Origin of the sequence: Promicromonospora iranensis (genome assembly GCF_028994775.1) — a bacterium.
Taxonomy (GTDB): Bacteria; Actinomycetota; Actinomycetes; order Actinomycetales; family Cellulomonadaceae; genus Promicromonospora; species Promicromonospora iranensis_A.
Window position 1 is genome coordinate 423712 of the sequence record NZ_JAJQMN010000004.1, and the last position, 17721, is coordinate 441432.

14 protein-coding genes are annotated in these 17721 nt (G+C 72.5%); 8 read left to right on the plus strand and 6 right to left on the minus strand.

The features are described 5' to 3' along the window. Positions 1-38 precede the first annotated feature (38 nt). The 5 genes from LUU90_RS09580 to LUU90_RS09600 form a co-directional block, all read right to left on the minus strand. Positions 39-1778, minus strand: coding sequence for a glycoside hydrolase family 3 N-terminal domain-containing protein (locus LUU90_RS09580; RefSeq protein ID WP_275003150.1), 1740 nt, complete (start codon positions 1776-1778; stop codon positions 39-41). After that, positions 1775-2647: a carbohydrate ABC transporter permease gene (locus LUU90_RS09585; RefSeq protein ID WP_275003151.1), complete on the minus strand. Its 873-nt coding sequence runs from the start codon at positions 2645-2647 to the stop codon at positions 1775-1777. Before LUU90_RS09585 ends, LUU90_RS09580 begins: the two co-directional genes overlap by 4 nt. After that, a complete protein-coding gene (locus LUU90_RS09590; RefSeq protein WP_275003152.1) occupies positions 2644-3576 on the minus strand; it encodes a carbohydrate ABC transporter permease in 933 nt (310 codons plus the stop codon). The genes LUU90_RS09585 and LUU90_RS09590 overlap by 4 nt, the downstream gene beginning before the upstream one ends. Further along, positions 3573-4868: a sugar ABC transporter substrate-binding protein gene (locus LUU90_RS09595; RefSeq protein WP_275003153.1), complete on the minus strand. Its 1296-nt coding sequence runs from the start codon at positions 4866-4868 to the stop codon at positions 3573-3575. Before LUU90_RS09595 ends, LUU90_RS09590 begins: the two co-directional genes overlap by 4 nt. A 155-nt stretch (positions 4869-5023) precedes the next feature. Continuing rightward, the gene (locus tag LUU90_RS09600) at positions 5024-6085 is read right to left on the minus strand and encodes a lipoate--protein ligase family protein (protein ID WP_275003154.1); all 1062 of its coding nucleotides are present in this window, start codon (positions 6083-6085) and stop codon (positions 5024-5026) included. 179 nt (positions 6086-6264) lie between these two features. Between LUU90_RS09600 and LUU90_RS09605 the strand changes: the two genes are divergently transcribed. Both LUU90_RS09605 and LUU90_RS09610 read left to right on the plus strand, forming a co-directional pair. Further along, the gene (locus LUU90_RS09605) at positions 6265-7395 is read left to right on the plus strand and encodes an N-acetylglucosamine kinase (RefSeq protein WP_275003155.1); all 1131 of its coding nucleotides are present in this window, start codon (positions 6265-6267) and stop codon (positions 7393-7395) included. Between the two features lie 111 nt (positions 7396-7506). Next, positions 7507-8424, plus strand: coding sequence for a MurR/RpiR family transcriptional regulator (locus LUU90_RS09610; protein ID WP_275003156.1), 918 nt, complete (start codon positions 7507-7509; stop codon positions 8422-8424). Between the two features lie 110 nt (positions 8425-8534). On the opposite strand, the gene cimA is transcribed toward LUU90_RS09610, so the two are convergent. Then, on the minus strand, positions 8535-10181 hold the full coding sequence (gene cimA, locus LUU90_RS09615; protein WP_275003157.1) for a citramalate synthase: 1647 nt from the start codon (positions 10179-10181) through the stop codon (positions 8535-8537). 357 nt (positions 10182-10538) lie between these two features. On the opposite strand from cimA, the gene LUU90_RS09620 reads away from it, so the two are divergent. The 6 genes from LUU90_RS09620 to LUU90_RS09645 are packed head-to-tail and all read left to right on the plus strand — an operon-like array spanning position 10539 to position 17631. Continuing rightward, positions 10539-11159: a PadR family transcriptional regulator gene (locus LUU90_RS09620; protein ID WP_275003158.1), complete on the plus strand. Its 621-nt coding sequence runs from the start codon at positions 10539-10541 to the stop codon at positions 11157-11159. Continuing rightward, positions 11156-11896 (plus strand): ABC transporter ATP-binding protein, encoded by a 741-nt coding sequence (locus LUU90_RS09625; protein ID WP_275003159.1) that lies wholly within the window; start codon positions 11156-11158, stop codon positions 11894-11896. The genes LUU90_RS09620 and LUU90_RS09625 overlap by 4 nt, the downstream gene beginning before the upstream one ends. Next, positions 11893-14682, plus strand: a complete 2790-nt coding sequence (locus LUU90_RS09630) for an FtsX-like permease family protein (RefSeq protein WP_275003160.1) — start codon at positions 11893-11895, stop codon at positions 14680-14682. Before LUU90_RS09625 ends, LUU90_RS09630 begins: the two co-directional genes overlap by 4 nt. Positions 14683-14696: 14 nt before the next feature. Continuing rightward, entirely contained in the window at positions 14697-15122 is a 426-nt protein-coding gene (locus tag LUU90_RS09635; RefSeq protein WP_275003161.1) for a hypothetical protein, read from the plus strand. Further along, the gene (locus LUU90_RS09640; protein ID WP_275003162.1) at positions 15119-16183 is read left to right on the plus strand and encodes a hypothetical protein; all 1065 of its coding nucleotides are present in this window, start codon (positions 15119-15121) and stop codon (positions 16181-16183) included. Before LUU90_RS09635 ends, LUU90_RS09640 begins: the two co-directional genes overlap by 4 nt. Then, on the plus strand, positions 16180-17631 hold the full coding sequence (locus LUU90_RS09645; protein WP_275003163.1) for a phytoene desaturase family protein: 1452 nt from the start codon (positions 16180-16182) through the stop codon (positions 17629-17631). Before LUU90_RS09640 ends, LUU90_RS09645 begins: the two co-directional genes overlap by 4 nt. The last annotated feature ends 90 nt before the right edge of the window (positions 17632-17721 follow it).

Below are 17721 nucleotides of genomic sequence, written 5' to 3' on the forward strand. Positions count from 1 at the left end.
CTTCTGGAACCCGTACTGCTCGTCGCTCATGGCTGCTCTCACTGCTCGCTGCTGCGCTGTTCTTCGCTGTCCCGCCGGTCCACGGGGCCGCGGAGACGCTCGACGGCGGCCGCCGCGTTCGCTCGTCCGGTCCCGCACGCCACCACGACAGCCGGGCCACCACCACTCAACGTCCCGAACCAGTCCTCCACCGGACCGGGAGGGCCCGTGTGGACCACCACGAGATCCGGCCGGACCGCCCAGAGCCGTTCCAGCCTGGCGCGTTCTGCCGAACCCGGGACGGGTTCACGGGTGATCACGACGAGTGGTTCGGAGCGGGACGCGACCCGGGGAACGCCCCCAGGAAATTCTGCGCCACGATTCATGCCCATTCTGTCGAGATCCGCCGATACACCGTACCGGGTGAATCGGGCAATAAGCACCGCAAGTCCATGTTCATCCGGACCAAGTTCGCCCGCCACGGCTTCGGCGCCCTCGCCGTCAGGTACTTCGCCGCCCTCGGCCGGAGTCACCCTGGCCCCTGGCCACGTCGCGATGACGGCGGCCTGCACGTGCCGTGCCTTGCGTCCGGCGGCGTGGTCCAGCCGGGTCCGGAGGTCGACCACGTCGGGCTCGGCCTCGGTCGGGAGCGGCACGAGCCGGCCACCCCGCACGTGCACGACGGCGTCCGCGATGTGCGCCCCGACCTCGGACAGGTCCGCGAGCGCCTCCTTCGCGACGTCGACGCTCGTCGCCGCCCCGGCCGCTGACCGCCGGACCCGGACCGCGGCCACGAGCGCCTGCGTACGTGTCCGGGACTCCTCGAGCCGCTCGACGGTCAGGCGGCCGGTGGCGACCGCCCGGCTCAGCGCGTCGTACGACTCGGTGTACAGGGCCGGGTCGAGCCCGAGGCAGAGCAGGTCGGCGCCTGCCTCGACGGCGCGGACGGCGGCCTCCCCCACGGAGCCGGTGAGCTGGCGCAGGGCGCCCATGTCGAGGGCGTCGGTGATGATCGGGCCGGTGTGGCCGAGCTCGCGGAGCAGCCGGGTGGCGGCGGGCTCGACGGAGGCGGGCGCCGGGCCGAGCGCGGGGAAGAGCACGTGGGCGGTCATGACGGCGTCGAGCACGGACTGGCCGGCGTCCCGTCCCTCGGGCCGTAGGGCGCGTGCGAACGGGAGCAGGTCGCGTGCCCGGACGACGTCGAGCGGCTCGTCCACGACGGGTAGTCCTACGTGCGAGTCGACGGTGGTGGCGCCGTGGCCGGGGAAGTGCTTGCCGCAGACGCCGACCCCGGCGCTGCGCACGCCGCGGGCGAACGCCGTGCCGTGCCGGGCGACGTCGTCGGGCGTGGTGCCGAAGGCGCGCACGCCGATCACCGGGTTCTCCGGCTCGGAGACGACGTCGAGCACCGGGCCGAGGAGGAGGTCGATGCCGGTGGCGGCGAGCAGGCGGCCGAGTGCCCGGCCGGCGTCCAGCGAGACGGCCGCTCCGCCGGGGTGGGCGCCGAGCGCCGCCGCACCGGGCAGGGAGGAGCCGGTGACCGCCTCGAGCCGTGACACGTCGCCGCCCTCCTCGTCGACGGCGATCAGCAGGTCGGGCGAGATCGAGTGCAGGGCGGTGGACAGCGCGGCGGTGGTGGCGACGTCCGGCGTGTTCCGCGCGAAGTAGACGACGCCGGCCAGGCCGGCGCGGGCGGCGTCGGCCAGCTGGTCCGGGACGCGCGTGCCCTCGAAGCCGGGCAGGAGCACGCCGTTGACGGCGCGCTCCGTACGATCCGGCCCGGTGGGCTCCGCGGTCATGCCTTCACGGCCCCCGCGGTGAGGCCCGACGCGAGACGGCGCTGGACCAGGATGAAGAAGATCATCACGGGCACGGTGATGATCGTGGACGCCGCCATGATGGCGCCCCAGTCGTTGGAGTGGACGCCGAAGAACGACCGGAGGCCGATCGCCACCGTGTAGTTCTCGGTGGCGCCGCCGAGCATCGTCATGGCGAAGATGAACTCGTTCCATGCGGTGATGAAGCTGAAGATGCTGGTGGCGACCAGGCCGGGCGCGACAAGGGGCAGCAGGACCGACCAGAACATCCGGCCCCAGCTGGCGCCGTCGAGGTAGGCGGCCTCCTCGAGCTCGATCGGCACCGCCGCGACGAAGCCACGCAGCATCCAGATGCCGAACGGCAGGGCGAGCGCCACGTACACCACGACGAGGCCGATCAGGGTCTCGAGCAGCTGCAGGTCGCGTACCTGCACGAACAGCGGGATCACGAGTGCCTCGAGCGGCACCATCTGGACGATGAGCACCAGCATGAGGATCTGCGTGCGCATCCGGAACCGGAAGCGGGCCACCGCCACGGAGGCCAGCAGGGCGAGCGCGGACGAGATGAGGACCGTGCCGAGCGCCACGAGCAGCGAGTTGCGCAGGAACGTGCCGAACCCGCCCTCGGTGAGCACGAACCAGTAGTGGTCGAGCGTCGGCTCGGCGGGCCAGAAGCTGTTGGTGTGGCCGGCCTGCGCGTCGAGCGAGCTGTTCAGCATCCAGTAGACGGGGAACAGCGTGAAGGCGAGCAGGAGGGCGACGAGCACCCCCTTGCCGAGCTGGCGCAGCGGCGAACGGCGCGACGTGCGGCGCAGCGGGCGCAGGGCCGGGGCCGTGCGGGTGGTGCTCATCGTTCCTCCTCCGCCAGCACGGTGCGGACGTAGACCGCGGTGATCACGAGCAGCAGCAGGGTCAGCAGCACGGCGATCGCCGACCCGAAGCCGTACCGGTTCTGCCCGAACGACTCGACGTACGACCACACACCGAGGTTCAGCACCGAACGGTTCGAGCCCGCGCCGCCGGGCATGAGGTACACCTGCGCGAACACCTTGAAGTCCCAGATGGTCGACAGGATGATCACGACGGCGAACACCTGCCGCAGCTGCGGGACGATGATCGAGAAGAACCGGCGGAACGATCCGGCGCCGTCCATCTCCGCGGCCTCCAGCATCTCCTTCGGCACGCCGAGGAGGCCGGCGAGCACCGTGACCGCGACGAACGGGAAGCCGTGGTGGATCACGTTGAGCAGGACGATGGCGTAGAACGTCCAGCGGTCGGTGAACCAGTTGGTGGGGTCGTCCAGCAGGCCGAGACCCATCAGGACGTCGTTGAAGACGCCGCGGTCGGCGTCGAAGATCCAGACCCACACGTACGTCCCGGTGACCGCCGGCATGGCCCAGGCCGCCATGATCGCGCTGGAGGTGACGGTGCGCCAGAAGGTCCCGAGCGATGCGAGCAGCACCGCCACCCCCGTGCCGAACGCCACGGTGCCCGCGACGGCCAGCACGGCGAACCCGACGGTGTTGGGCAGGACGACCGTCCACAGCTCCGGCGTGGACAGGATCTCGGCGTAGTTGTCGACGCCGGTCCAGTTCGGCTCGCCGGTGGTGATCTCCCGCAGGCCGTAGTCCTGCAGGGAGAAGAGGAACACCCGCACCAGCGGCCACAGCAGCAGCACGGCCAGGACCAGCAGTGCGGGGGCGAGCAGCAGCCAGGGCCGCACGAAGGCGGCCCTGGCCCGACCGATCCGCGGCGGTGCCGCGGTCAGCTGCTGAGTCACTCAGACCCGTTCAGGATGGTCGTCATCTCCTCGGCGGCGGCCGCGCTCGCCGTCGCGACGTCGGCGTCACCCGCGAGGATCGACTGCATCATGGTGCTCGTGGTCGCCTTGGCCTGCACCGCGCCGTAGGTGGGCGCCGCCGGCACGGACGCGCCACCGTCGACGAACTGCTCGGCGAACGGTGCCACCAGCGGGTCGGTGCTCTCGAGGGTCTCGTCCAGCAGCGAGACCTGACCCGGGAAGTACCCGGACTGCTCGCCCCACTTCTGGGCGAACTCGCCCGTGGTCATCATCTCGATGAACGCGAAGGCCAGGTCCTTGTCCTCGGCCGTCTCGAACATGCTCAGGTGCGATCCGCCCAGCACGGACGGGGACATGCCGCCGTCCTTGCCCGGGATCGGCACCGCCGCGAACTTGCCGTCCATGTCGGGGTTGGCGTCGACGATCGCGCCCGGTGTCCACGAACCCATGACCGCCATGCCGACGTCGCCCGCCGCGAACGAGTCGAGCACGTCGGTCTCGCGCCAGGTGGTCGCACCGGCGGACGAGTAGCCGCCCTCGGTGGCCAGGCCCGTCCAGAACTCGATGCCCTCCTGCGACTCGGGGCTGTCGAGCTGCGAGGTCCAGGTGTCGCCCTCGAGCGTGGCGACCTCGCCGCCCGCGCCCCACACCCACGGGTAGACGGTGAACTCGGCGTCACCGGGGACCGCCACGGCGATCTTGTCCGGGAACTCCTCCTTCAGCGCGGCGGCCGCGTCCTCCAGCTCGGCCCACGTGGTCGGCGGCTCGACGCCGGCCTGCTCGAACATCTCGGTGTTGTAGACCAGCGAGCGCACCCCGGCGTACCAGGGCATGCCGTAGAGCTGCCCGTCGTACGTCCCGGCCTCGACGAGCCCCTCGACGAGGTCGTCCGTGACCCCGGCGCCCTCCACCTGCTCGTCGAGCGGCGCGAGCGCGCCGGCGTCGGCGAACTCGGGGGTCCAGGTGGTGCCGGTCTCCGCGACGTCCGGGGTCGTGCCGCCGGCGATGGAGGTGACGAACCGGTCGTGGGCGTCCGCCCACTCGACGAACTCCACATCGAGCGTCGCGCCGGTCTCCTCCTCGAACGCGGTGGAGACCTCGTCGAAGAAGTCGTCGGCGTCCGGGTTCGTGCCCTGCATGATCCAGACGTTCAGGGTGCCGTCACCCTCGCTCGCGTCGTCGCCGCTGCCGCCGCCGCAGGCGGCCGTCGTGGCCGCGACAGCCAGTGCACCGATGGCTGCCGCTATGGGCCGCCGCATCGCTCGAGTCATCGTTCGGCTTCCTTCCGCTCGGTGCCGCGAGAGTAGCCAGATGAATATCTGAGAAATGAACTTCCCAATACGCGGCATTGCGTGGAGATTACTGACGGAGTCAGGTATCTGCTAGGGGTGTTACCAAACCGTGATTGCTCATCATCACATGGCGCCTAGGGAACGCGCGCGGTCCATTCCGGCGTACCGAACTTCGACTCGACCAGGCGCTCCGCCAGCGACCACTCCGCCGAGGTGATCTCGCCGGTCACCGTGCGGTACCGCGCACGGAACGACGCCTCGAGCGCGTCCATCACCGCGGTGCGGCCGAGCCCGGTCTGGGAGCGCAACGGGTCGACCCGCTTGTTCGCGCTCCGGGTGCCCTTGTCGCTGAGCTTCTCGCGCCCGATGCGCAGCACGTCGGTCATCTTGTCGGCGTCCATGTCGTAGGCCATCGTCGCGTGGTGCAGGACGGCGCCCCCGGCCAGCCGCTTCTGGGCGGCCCCGGCGATCTTGCCCGCGGGCGAGGCGATGTCGTTGAGCGGCACGTACGCGGCGTCGATGCCGAGCCCGTGCAGCGCGCCGATCACCCAGTCGTCCAGGAACGCGTAGGACCGTTCGAAGCTCAGCCCGTCCACGAGCGAGCCGGGCACGTACAGCGAGTACGAGATGGTGTTGCCGGGCTCCATGAACATGGCGCCGCCCCCGGAGATCCGCCGGATCACGCGGGCCCCGTGCCGCGCCGCGCCCTCGACGTCGACCTCGTTGCTCAGCGACTGGAACGATCCGATGATCACCGCGGACTCGTCCCACTCCCAGAACCGCAGGGTCGGCCCGCGGCGCCCCGCACCGAGCTCCTCGGTCAGCACCTGGTCGAGCGCGACGTTGAGCAGGGGCGACACCGCGGGGGTACGGATCACCTGGAACTCGTGGTCCTCCCAGGCGGTCGCGTGGCCCAGCGCGCGCCGGGTGGCCACCGCCACGGCGTCGGCGTCGAACCCGACGGCGGTCGCACCCTCCAGCGCCCCTCGCACGGCCTCGGCGAGCTGCGCCTTGGAGGCGTCGGCGGGCAGCTCGTCGAGGGCCTCCCCCATCGCCTCGAGGGCCTCGTCGGGTTCGAGGAAGAAGTCCCCGCTCACCCGCGTGCCCGTCAGCCGGCCGGGCGGGCCGTCGGCCTCGACCACCTCGGTCTCGACACGAACCAGCTTTCCGTGTGGAACCTTGAACTCTCCTCGCACGTGTTCACAGTAGGCGACGGTGCCTGCGGTGCCCGACGCCGGAGTCCGACCTTTGGTACGGAAGGTACGACTCCGGCGTCTGGCACATCCGAAATTTGGCCAGATGAGGTCGTAGAACAGACCAGAATTTCCTCCTCTCTTTAGACAACCTTGCCCTGGTTTCGTGTCAGAATGACCTGGTGTCCGAACTCGCACAGGGTATTGATGAGATGGCGGTCGACGCCTGGGTCGTCGCTCTCGACGTAGGCGGCAGCGGCTCGCGCCTTGTCGCTGAATTCGGCAACTCCACCCACCCCGAGCGCATCAGCCTGAGCGGACGCGCCGTCAAGGTGAACCACCACGGCAGCGACGCTCCGGCGGTCGTCGCCTCACTGTGCCAGTCGTTCAACGCATGGGCCGCCCGCATGGGCCACGACGGGATGAGCGACGGCAGCACCGCCCCCGTCGCCTCCGCCGCTGTCGGCATCACCGGCCTGACCTCGCTGGTCGAGAAGCCGACCGACGTGCACGACATCCTGGCGCGCGAGCTGCGGACCAACCGCACCGCCGTCGCCGGTGACGCGCTCACCGCCCACCTCGGTGCCCTGGCCGGCCGTGCCGGAGCCGTGCTCTCGGTGGGCACCGGCGCCGTGGCGTTCGGCTACGACGGCGTGAGCCGCTGGCGCCGCGCCGACGGCTGGGGCCACCTGCTCGGTGACCTGGGCGCGGGCGTCTGGGTCGGCGGCGAGGCGCTGCGCGCCGCAGGCCGCTACCACGACGGTGCCTCCCGCGGTGCCTCGAAGCGCCTGCTGGAAGCAGCGGTCGCCAAGTTCGGCCTCATCGAGAGCTGGCCCAACCAGTTCTACAAGAACGCGGAGCGCGCCCGGCAGCTCGCCTCGATGGCCCCTGAGGTCATGATCGCGGCGGCCGAGGGTGACCCGACGTCGATCCGCATCCTCGAGGAGGCCGGGCGACACCTGGCCGACACGCTGTCGAGCGCGCTCGGCCGCGGCATCCCGCCGCTCGCGTCGACGACCGGCCGCCTGGTGCAGGAGGAGTCGCCGCTCACGGTGTCGCTCACCAAGCACCTCTCGGAGGACCGGCCCGACGTCTCGCTCGTACCGAGCGCCGGTTCGCCGCTCGACGGAGCGCTCAAGCTGGCCCAGCGCCTGCGCGAGACGCCGCAGTCGGTCGCAGGCTTCCGGCCGTGGCTCACCGTCCGGGTGGACGGCCACCACACGCTCCACGAGGCCGCCGAGGACATGGGGGCCGCGGACATCCTCACTGCTGAGCTCTCGGCGACCGAGCTGCCCGGTGACGAGCTTCAGTGACGGACGGTCGTTCACCGACGCGTTCCTTCACTACTCCGTCGTGCCCGAATCCCCGGTACGGGTGTAAGTTCTCGACCCCTAGACCCCCCACCCCATCCCGGGAGATGCGACATGACAGGTGACGTCCTCGTCCGACTCAGGCGCGCACTACCGACGCTGCGACCAGCGGAAGCCAGAGTGGCGCAGACGGTCCTCGACGACCCGAACACGGTCGTCCAGTCGACCATCACGGAGCTCGCCGGTCACGCGGACACGTCACAGGCCACCGTGGTGCGGTTCTGCCGTGCCGTCGGCTACGCCGGCTACCCCGAGTTCCGGATCGACCTGGCGCAGGCGACCAGCCGGCGCGAGGTGGAGATGGAGCGCTCCGGCATCGCCGAGGGCGAGATCAACCAGACCGACGACATCGAAGCCGTCGTCTCGAAGATCGCGTTCCACGAGGCCCGGACCATCGAAGAGACCGCTCGGATGATCGACACCGACGCGATCGAGCGGGTCGCCACGGCCATCTCGGAGGCCAAGCGGGTCGACGTCTACGGCGTGGGTTCGTCCAACCTCGCCGCCGCCGACCTCGCGATGAAGCTGCAGCGCATCGGCGTCTTCGTGTTCAGCTCGCCCGACCCGCACCAGCAGCTCGCCTCGTCGGCGCTGCTCGAGCCGGGCCACGTGGCGATCGCCGTCTCGCACTCAGGACAGACGCGGGAGACCAACCAGGCGCTGGAGATCGCCCGCAAGCGCGGCGCGCTCACCGCGGCGATCACGAACTTCCCGGACGCGCCGATCGGCCTCGTGTCCGACGTCGTCCTGGCCACCACGGCCCGCGAGACCCAGTTCCGGGTCGGCGCCATGTCGAGCCGCATCGCCCAGCTCACCGTCGTGGACTACCTGTTCGTCCGCGTCGCGCAGCGTACGTACGACCGCTCGTCGATCGCCATCAAGGCGACGTACGAGGCGGTGCGCGACCAGCGCCTCGACCTGGGGAACAGCAAGACGGACCGCCCGGCGGCCCCGGCCGCCCCGGTCGGCTGACCGGACTCCCCCTTCCGGCTACGTTCTCTGGCGAGGAGGTCTCGGCAGGTTCGACCAGCGGTGGTCGAGCCTGCCGAGACCTCCTCGCCAGAGTTCTTTCCTCGGTGTCCTCAGGGGCGGGGCTCCACGCCTGACTTCAGCAGGCCGTAGACGTACGCCTCGGTGACCGCCTCCCAGGCCGCCTCGACCACGTTGGGGCCCACACCGACGGTGGACCAGGAGTGCTCGCCGTCGGTCGTCTCGATCAGCACCCGGGTGATCGCATCGGTGCCGAGCTCCGTGTCGAGGATGCGCACCTTGAAGTCGATGAGCTCGAACCGGCTGAGCTCCGGGTAGACCTGGGACAGCGCGGTGCGCAGCGCCTGGTCCAGCGCGTTGACGGGGCCGTTGCCCTCGCCCGTCGTCACGATCCGCTCGCCGCCGGCCCGGATCTTGACGGTCGCCTCGGCCACGGCGACGGCGTCGGGCGCGTGGACCGCCGGCGGCGCCGCGCCCGCGGGGACGGTCTCGATGATGGTCCGCCACGACTCGACCGTGTAGAACTCCGGACGTCGGCCCAGCTCGGACCGCAGCAGGAGCTCGAACGACGCGTCGGCGGCCTCGTAGGTGTAGCCGGCGGCCTCGTCCGCCTTCACGCGGTTCGTGACCCGGGACAGCAGCTCGCCCTGGCCGGCGAGGTCGAAGCCCAGCTCACGGCCCTTGAGCTCGATCGAGGCACGGCCTGCCATGTCGGAGACGAGCATGCGCATGTCGTTGCCGACCAGGGTGGGGTCGGTGTGCTGGTACATGTCCGGGTCCACGCGGATGGCGCTGGCGTGCAGCCCACCCTTGTGCGCGAACGCGCTCGCCCCGACGTACGGCTGGCGCGCGAACGGCGAGATGTTCGTGATCTCGCTGATGGCGTGCGCGATCCGCGCGGCCTCGCGCAGGCCGCCGTCGGCCAGGAGCGACATGCCGCCCTTCAGCTCGAGGTTGGCGACGACGGTGACGAGGTCGGCGTTGCCGGTGCGCTCGCCGTACCCGTTGACGGTGCCCTGCACGTGCGTGGCGCCCGCCTCGACGGCGGCGAGCGAGTTGGCGACGGCGCAGCCGCTGTCGTTGTGCGCGTGCACGCCCAGCAGCTGACCGGCCCCGGGCGTGATCGCGCCCTTCAGCTCCCCCACGATCTCGCCGATCCAGGTCGGCAGCATGCCGCCGTTGGTGTCGCAGAGCGTGACGACCTCGGCACCCGCCTCGAACGCGGCGGTGACCGCGCTCGTCGCGTACTCGGCGTCGTGCCGGTAGCCGTCGAAGAAGTGCTCGGCGTCGAGCACCACGCGGCGGCCCTCCGCGACGAGGAACGAAACGGTGTCGGCGATCATCGCGAGGTTCTCGGCGCGGGTGGTCTTCAGGGCGCGCTCCACGTGCCGCACGTCCGACTTGGCCACGAGCGTCACCACGGGCGTCGCGGCGTCGAGCAGTGCCCGCACCTGCTGGTCGTCGCCCGCCCGGACCCCCGCCCGCCGGGTCGCCCCGAAGGCGGCGAGCACCGCGTTCTTCAGGGTGAGCTCGGTGGCGGCCCGCGCGAAGAAGTCGGTGTCCTTGGGGACCGCGCCCGGCCAGCCGCCCTCGATGAAGCCGACACCCAGCTCGTCGAGAAGAACCGCGATCGCGAGCTTGTCGGAGACGGAGAGGTTCATCCCCTCCTGCTGCGCGCCGTCGCGCAACGTCGTGTCGTACACCTGGAACGAGGCGGCGGTCAACGAGGAGGTGGTCATCGATGCTCCCAACGATGTGGCTGACGAGAGGGCTGACGATCCCGCTGGGGCAGGGACCGCCAGACCAACAAAAAAAGACCCTCCGGGTGTGGAAGGTCTGCGCGTCCGGTGGGGTGTCTCCGGACGCGCTACGAAATGATGATCGCCTGTCGCAGGGTGAAGCGCGGGGTCATGCGGGTCATCGTGCCACAGGCGGCCGGACGACGGAAGTGGTGACCAGCAGGCGGACCGGCCTCGCCTGGCGCACTTCACCCGCCTCTCCGCCGGCTCTTCCGTTGACAGCAGATACTTACTCGGTAACTATCAGTGCGAGAGGTAGTTACCCAGTAAGCAACCGACAGGGAAGTGAGCCGCCTCGTGTCCATCCGCCAGGGGTTCCTCGCGCTCCTCAGCGAGCAACCCATGCACGGCTATCAGCTGCGCCAGGAGTTCGAGCGCCGCACGGGCGGTGCCTGGCCGCTCAACATCGGGCAGGCGTACACGACGCTCGCGCGCCTGCAGCGCGACGGTCTCGTCGAACCCGTCGCGGAGGGCACGGAGGACTCGCCCGAGCAGTTCCGCCTCACCGAGTCCGGCGCCGCCCAGGCCGAGGCCTGGTGGGTCACGTCCGTCGGACGCGAGAAGCCGGGCCGTGACGAGCTGGCCATCAAGCTCGCCCTCGCGGTGACCGTGCCCGGGGTGGACGCCACCGCCGTGGTGCGGCGGCAACGGGACGAGACGCTGCGCGCGCTGAGAGCCCTGACGAAGCAGAAGCGCGACCTCGATCCCGCCGTCGACCTCGCCCACTCCCTCGTGCTGGAGTCCCAGGTCTTCGCCGCGGAGGCCGAGGCGCGCTGGCTGGACCACGTCGAGGCCTCGGTCGCGGCATACGGGCCGGCCGGGGCCGGCGCAGCGGGTAGCGACCACAGGACGACCCGGCCCACCGAGGCACTGACCGAGGCAACGACCGATGCAACGACCAAGGAGATGACGCGATGACCGTCCCGCTCGAGATGAAGGGCGTCACCCGCGTCCACGGCCGCGGTGCGGGCGAGGTGCATGCCCTGCGCGGCATCGACCTGACGGTCCGGGTCGGCGAGCTGGTGGCGGTCATGGGGCCGTCCGGCTCCGGCAAGTCCAGCCTGCTGAACGTCGCGGGCGGTCTGGACACCCCGACGTCGGGCAGCGTGCGCGTGGCAGGCACGGACATCGCACGCCTGGGGGCGCGCGAGCGCGCCGCCGTGCGACGCCGTGACGTCGGCTTCGTGTTCCAGGACCTCAACCTCGTGCCCGCACTCACCGCCGTGGAGAACGTGGCGCTCCCCCTGGAGCTGGACGGTGTGCGGCCGGGCACCGCCCGTGCCGACGCCGAGGCGGCGCTCACCGAGGTCGGGCTGCTGGAGGCGGCGGACCGGTTCCCGGAGGACCTGTCCGGCGGTCAGCAGCAGCGCGTGGCGATCGCCCGTGCCCTGGTGGGGCCCCGGCGGCTGGTGCTCGCGGACGAGCCGACCGGTGCGCTCGACTCCGTGACCGGCGAGGCCGTGATGCGTCTCCTGCGGGCACGGGTCGACGCCGGTGCGGCGGGCCTGCTCGTCACGCACGACGCGCGGTACGCGGCGTGGGCGGACCGGACGGTGCACCTGCGCGACGGCCGCATGGAAGGCGGCGGGTCCCGCTCCGACGTCGACGGCGCAGGCCTGGACGAGAGCGGCGAGCTGCAGGGAGCTGACGCGTGAACGCCAGGATTCCGGGCACCGACCGGCCGACGGCAGGGCTCTGGTCCCTGCAGGTGGTCGGCCGCTGGCGGCTCGCGCTCCGGCTCGCGCGGCGCGACCTGCTCCGGAATGCGGGTCGCGCCGTGCTCATCGCGGTGATGGTGACACTGCCCGTGGCCGCGGGGTCGTTCGTGATGACCACGCTCGAGTCCAACGAGCCGTACGCACCCGCGGACACCGAGGCCGAGCTCGGACCGGGCCTCCAGGCGAAGATCGAGGGCATCGGCGGGCCGATCGAGCAGTTCTGGCAGGGAGACAGCCCACGATGGTTCTGGGACGCCGCGGGCTGGACGAAGTACGACACGGCGACAGCGGTCTCGATGCCGTACCAGGACCTCGAGCAGAGCATCGAGCGCCACCTGCCCGACGACGACCAGCTGGTCCGGGCGCTCAAGGGCACGGTCCGTCTCGACGACGGCGAGGGTGCCGCCATGTCGGTCGCCGTGCAGACCGACTTCGCCGAGCCCGACGTCGCGGCCCGGTTCCCGGTGCTGCAGGGGCACCTGCCCGGCGACGGTGAGATCGCCGTGACCGAACGGCACCGGGACCTGGGGCTCGAGCTCGGCGACACCGTCGAGGTCGAGCTGGCCGACGGCACGACCACCACCGCGACGGTCAGCGGCGTCGTCCCCCGCACCATCGACATGATCTCGCCGGTGCTCCTGCCGGAGTCGGGCCCGCTCACGCCGCCCCAGGAGGTCACCTCCGGCGGCTTCGACTACCCGCTGTGGTACGTGGTCGGTGACGCCCCCGTCACCTGGTCCGACGTCCAGGACATCAATGCTGCCGGCGCGTTCGTGACCAGCAGGGCCGTGCTCCTCGACCCACCGGCGCCCGCGGACACCGGGAGCACGTGGTCCGGCTACGTCGACTGGGCGGCCCTCTCCGTGATCGTCGCGCTGGTGGTGGTCGGGCTGCTGGAGGCGGTCTGGCTCATCGGGCCCGCCTTCGCGGTCGGCGCGCGGCGAGACACCCGGTCGCTCGCGCTGCTGGCCGTCAACGGGGCGCCTGCGCCCGCCCTGCGCGCCGTCATGCTCGCCCGCGGGCTGCTCACCGGGGCGGCAGGATCACTGGCCGGGGTCGCTCTCGGGGTCGCGGCGACCGCGGTGCTCGCCCAGGTCATCCCTGACCGGCTCCCCGCGCTGCGCCTGCCGGTGGGCCCGCTCGCCGTGATCCTCGTGGTCGGGGTGCTGCTCGCCATCCTCTCCGCCTGGCCGCCGGCCCGGCGCGCGGCACGCGCCGACGTCGTCACCGTGCTGGCCGGGCGACGGCCCGAGGTCTCGACCCCCCGGTGGCCCACCGTCGTCGGCGCGAGCGCCGCGGTCGGCGGTGTCGTCCTCGCCGTGGTGGCCGGCGCCCAGCACTGGGCCGTCGGGCTGTCCGCGGGCATCGTGGTCGCGGACCTCGGCCTCATCCTCGCCTGCGGCGGCATCGTCGCCCTGCTCGGCCGTGTCGCGCGCCGACTGCCGTGGACGTGGCGGTTCGCCCTGCGCGACGCCGCACGCTACCGGGCCCGCACCGTGCCCGCCGTCGCGGCAGTGCTGGTCGCCATGGCCGGGGCAACAGCCGGGTTGACCTACTTCGACGCCGAGAAGGTCGTGGTGGAGGAGGCGTCGTGGTACAGGCCATGGGCGTCGACCGGGACGGTCGCCGTAACGCAGGGATACGGGCACGTCTTCGCGGAGGACGAGTCCGAACGCCTGCAGGACCTCGTCGACGAGGCGCTCCCCGACGCCGGGCCGCTCCTGACCCTCCCGGTCGCCGTGGTCCCCGCATCCGCCGACAACGATTCGGCTCCTCGCCGAGAGCTGCTCGACCTGGCCGTCCTGCCGGTCGATCCGGCCGGCCTCGACGTCAGCCTGTCCGCCAACTACGACCGCTGGCCCGGCCCCGTGGTCACCGACGGGTCGGACCGACGGTTGCTGCACGCGCTCGGCATCCCCGAGGAACACCTCGACGACGTCGCCACGGCGCTCGCCGACGGACGCCTGCCTCTGCCGTCCTCACACGTCGACGCCGACGGCAACGCGACCGTGACGGTCCGGGCGTACCTCGACGACCGGCCCGTGGAGGACAGGGTGCTCCCTGCCGCCGTCGTGGGAACCCCCGGAGAACCGATCCCGAACCTCCCGATCCTGCCGGAGGCGCTCCTCGACGAGCTGGGTGCGGAACCGGCGGTCGGGGCGTACCTGGTCGAGAACCCGACCGTGCCGACCTCCGAGCAGGAGGCGCTGCTGCAGACCCGGGTCGACGCAGAGCTCGTCGGGTTCGCCTCGGACAGGGCACTCGACGTCAGGGTCGAGGCGGGCAGGCAACCCGGCCAGGGCACCGACAGCCTGCTGGGGACGCTCTCCACGCCGTGGAGCGGCGATGCTCGGCCCGTCGTGGGCCTGGCCATCGCGCTCGCGGCGGTGTTCCTCGCGCTGGCCGGGACCTGGTCGGCGGTCGCCCTGTCCGCGGTCGACGCGCGGCCCGACCTGGCGACGCTCGCCGCGGTGGGCGCGGCGCCGTCGGCCCGACGGCGGGTGGTCGCCGCGCAGGCCGCGACGATCTCGGTGATCGGGTCGGTTCTCGGCCTTGTGGCGGGCGTCGCGGTCGGCATCGGATGGACGCTGCTGTCCGGGTATCCGGTCGCGGTTCCCTTGCTCCAGGTCACCGCGCTCACCGTCGTCGTCCCGGTCCTGGCCACCATCGCGGCCTGGACGGTGACCCGCTCCCGCCTCACCCTGACCCGCCGCCGTTCCTGAACCGAGGAGGACCGATGAGGCTCGCACGCCGCGTCACCTACGGCACGCTCAGCATGCTGCTCGCCGCCGGCGTGGCGCAGGTCGACTTCTGGCCGCTGTCCGCGTACAAGCTGTTCAGCGGCGTGCGCACCGACACCGTCACGGCCACCCGGCTTGTCGCCACCCTCGACGACGGGCGGGAGACCGCGGTCGGCAGGGGCACGGACCCCGTGCTGGGGCCCACCCAGAACTTCCTCCCGGAGCTCGACGACGCCGACCCTGCCACCCGCCAGGTCATGCTCACGACCTGGCTGGAGCAGGCCGGCCTGGACCCGGGTGCGGTCCGGGACCTGCGCACCGAGCGGGTGCGCCGGGTGGTGGACCCCGCGACGCTCGCCTGGTCGGAGACGGTCGAGGACGTGGTGTGGACGGGTGGGCTCACCGCGGGGAGCGAGCTGTGACCGCCCTGCTCCGCAGGGCGCTGGCGCTGCTCCGGAGGCTGGACGCCGCGCTCGTCGCGCCCGGGCCGGGCGGACGCGTCCACAACCTGCGGACACTGCTGGCGCTCCTGTTCGGCCTGCGGCTCGCGACGCGCGACTGGACGCTGATCGCGCAGCGGCCTCCCGAGCTCACCGAGCACCTCTGGCTCCTCGGCTGGCTGCCGGGCCCCGTCCCGGCGCCGATGCTGACCGCGCTCCAGATCGCCGGGCTCGCGGGCGTCGCGCTCGTGCTGACCCGGAGGTCGCCGCACGCCGGCTTCGCCCTCGCCTGGGGTGCGCTGCTCGTGCTCGCGGGGCTGTGGGGTGCGTCCGGCAAGTTCACGCACAACGACCTCCTGGGTCTCACGGTCGCGTTCCCGCTCCTGTTCGCCGGGACGCCGGACCTTCCGCCCGACGCGCGGGAACCGGGTGGGTCGGGTGGGCCGGGTGGGCCGCACGGACCCTCTGCCGAGGCCGCGGACCCGGCCTGGGGCTGGCCACCCCGCGCGGCGCTCGGTGTGCTGGGCTGCGTCTACTTCCTGACCGGAGCGCAGAAGGTGGCGCACGGCGGCTCCGACTGGGTGCTCGGCGACTCGATGGCGTGGATCCTGCGTCAGGGCAGCTCGCCCTTCGGGGACGGGCTGACCCACCTCGTCGCGGACACCCCCCTGCTGCCGAACCTGCTGGCCGGCGGCGCCCTCGCCCTCGAGCTGTCGGCACCTCTGTGGCTCGCCTGGCAGCCGGCCCGGCTGCCGTTCGCCGCCGCGGTGACCCTGATGCACGGCAGCATCTGGGCGTTCCTCGGCATCGACTACGCCGCGTGGGTGCTGACGGTCTGGGCGGTGGTCCTGGCCACGGGAGTCCCGGCGCACTGGTCCACGGCTCGGGCGACGGCCGACACCGGCGGGCGGGCTGCCGCCGGGCGGCGACGGACTCCGGCCGGGACCTCCGGGACGGCACGGATCGCCGGGACCGTACCGAGCGCCGGGATCACCGGGATGCCCGTGATCCCCGGGGTCGCCGGCAAGGAGCAGGCGACGTGACGGACGCCGTCGTCGTCGGGGCCGGCCCGAACGGGCTGGCCGCCGCCCTCGTGCTCGCCCGCGCCGGCCTGGCCGTGACGGTGCTGGAGGAACAGGATGTCCCGGGCGGAGGGGCACGCACGCTCGACCTCGGCCTCGCGCCCGGGATCGTGCACGACATCTGCTCGGCGGCGCACCCGATGGCCTGGGCGTCACCGTTCCTGGGCGATCTGGGCATCGAGCTGCTGACGCCGGAGGTGTCCTACGCGCAGCCGCTCCCGGGCGGGCGGGCCGGGATCGCGTACCGCTCCCTCGACCGGACGGTCGAGGGACTCGGCGCGGACGGGCGCGCCTGGGAGCGGATGGTGGGGCGGCTGTCCAGGGACGCAGGAAGGCTCGCCGGGCTGGCCCTCGGCGACCTGCCCCGGCTGCCCGGCGCCGTGCTGCGGGGAACGACGAGCGTGCGGGACGTGGCCCTGCTCGCGGCCCTGGGCGCCCGCGTCGGCGCCGCGGGGACGATGCTCCGGCCCGGGAGCGAGCGCGCCCTGGGCTTCCGCGGTGACGTGGCGCCCGCACTGCTCGCCGGCGTCGCCACCCACGGCATCACGCCGCTGCCCTCGGTGCCCGCGGCCGCCGTCGCACTGCTCCTCGCGGCGCTGGCGCACGACGGCGCCGGATGGCCGGTCCCGCGCGGCGGCTCGCGGGCCATCGTCGACGCGCTCGTCGGCGCGCTGGAGGCGGCGGGAGGGCAGCTCGTCACCGGCCACCGGGTGGCGTCCCGCGCGGACCTGCCGCCCGCGCGGGCCTACCTCTTCGACACGGCGCCCGAGGTCGTGGCAGCCGTGTTCGGCGACCAGATGCCGGCAGCGGTCCGACGTCGGCTCGCGGCGCCCCCTCGACGCGGCGCGGCGGCCAAGGTCGATCTCGTGCTCTCGGGCCCGGTCCCGTGGGAGGTGACCGACGTCGGCAGGGCCGGGACGGTCCACGTGTCGGGCACCCTCGTCGACATCGCGCGGGCGGAGGCCGACGTCGCGGCGGGACGGCACGCCGAGCGGCCGGTGTGCCTGGTGTCGGACCCCTCGGTGGTGGACCCGGGGCGGGCGTCCGGCAGGCTGCGGCCACTCTGGGCCTACGCGCACGTACCGCTCGGCTCCGACCGCGACGTGACAGGGGACGTCGTCCGGCAGATCGAACGGTTCGCCCCGGGATTCCGCGACGTGGTCGTGGCCTCCCGGTGCGTGCCCGCCGCACGTATGGCGCACCACAACGCCGCTCTGGTCGGCGGCGACATCCTCGGCGGGGCGCTCACACTCCCCCGCCTCGCGCTGGGACCGGCCCGCCTGCCGGACCCGTACGCGACCGGCGCGGACGGGGTGTGGCTCTGCTCGTCCTCGACCCCGCCCGGCCCCGGCGTGCACGGCTTGTCCGGCGTGCACGCGGCACGGCGGGTGCTGGAGCGGCTCGGCTGACGCACCGTCCCGGGAAGGGCTGGTGGGCTGCCCACGCTTCTTCTCCGCCAGCCCTCCAGCAGCGGAGAATTTCCGGTCGATGTCGGTCAT

Bases quoted from the DNA above. Each gene is read 5' to 3' on its own strand.
- LUU90_RS09580 (WP_275003150.1), bottom strand. From the start codon at position 1,778: ATGACCGCGGAGCCCACCGGGCCGGATCGTACGGAGCGCGCCGTCAAC.
- LUU90_RS09585 (WP_275003151.1), bottom strand. From the start codon at position 2,647: ATGAGCACCACCCGCACGGCCCCGGCCCTGCGCCCGCTGCGCCGCACG.
- LUU90_RS09595 (WP_275003153.1), bottom strand. From the start codon at position 4,868: ATGACTCGAGCGATGCGGCGGCCCATAGCGGCAGCCATCGGTGCACTG.
- LUU90_RS09610 (WP_275003156.1), top strand. From the start codon at position 7,507: ATGACAGGTGACGTCCTCGTCCGACTCAGGCGCGCACTACCGACGCTG.
- cimA (WP_275003157.1), bottom strand. From the start codon at position 10,181: ATGACCACCTCCTCGTTGACCGCCGCCTCGTTCCAGGTGTACGACACG.
- LUU90_RS09625 (WP_275003159.1), top strand. From the start codon at position 11,156: ATGACCGTCCCGCTCGAGATGAAGGGCGTCACCCGCGTCCACGGCCGC.
- LUU90_RS09635 (WP_275003161.1), top strand. From the start codon at position 14,697: ATGAGGCTCGCACGCCGCGTCACCTACGGCACGCTCAGCATGCTGCTC.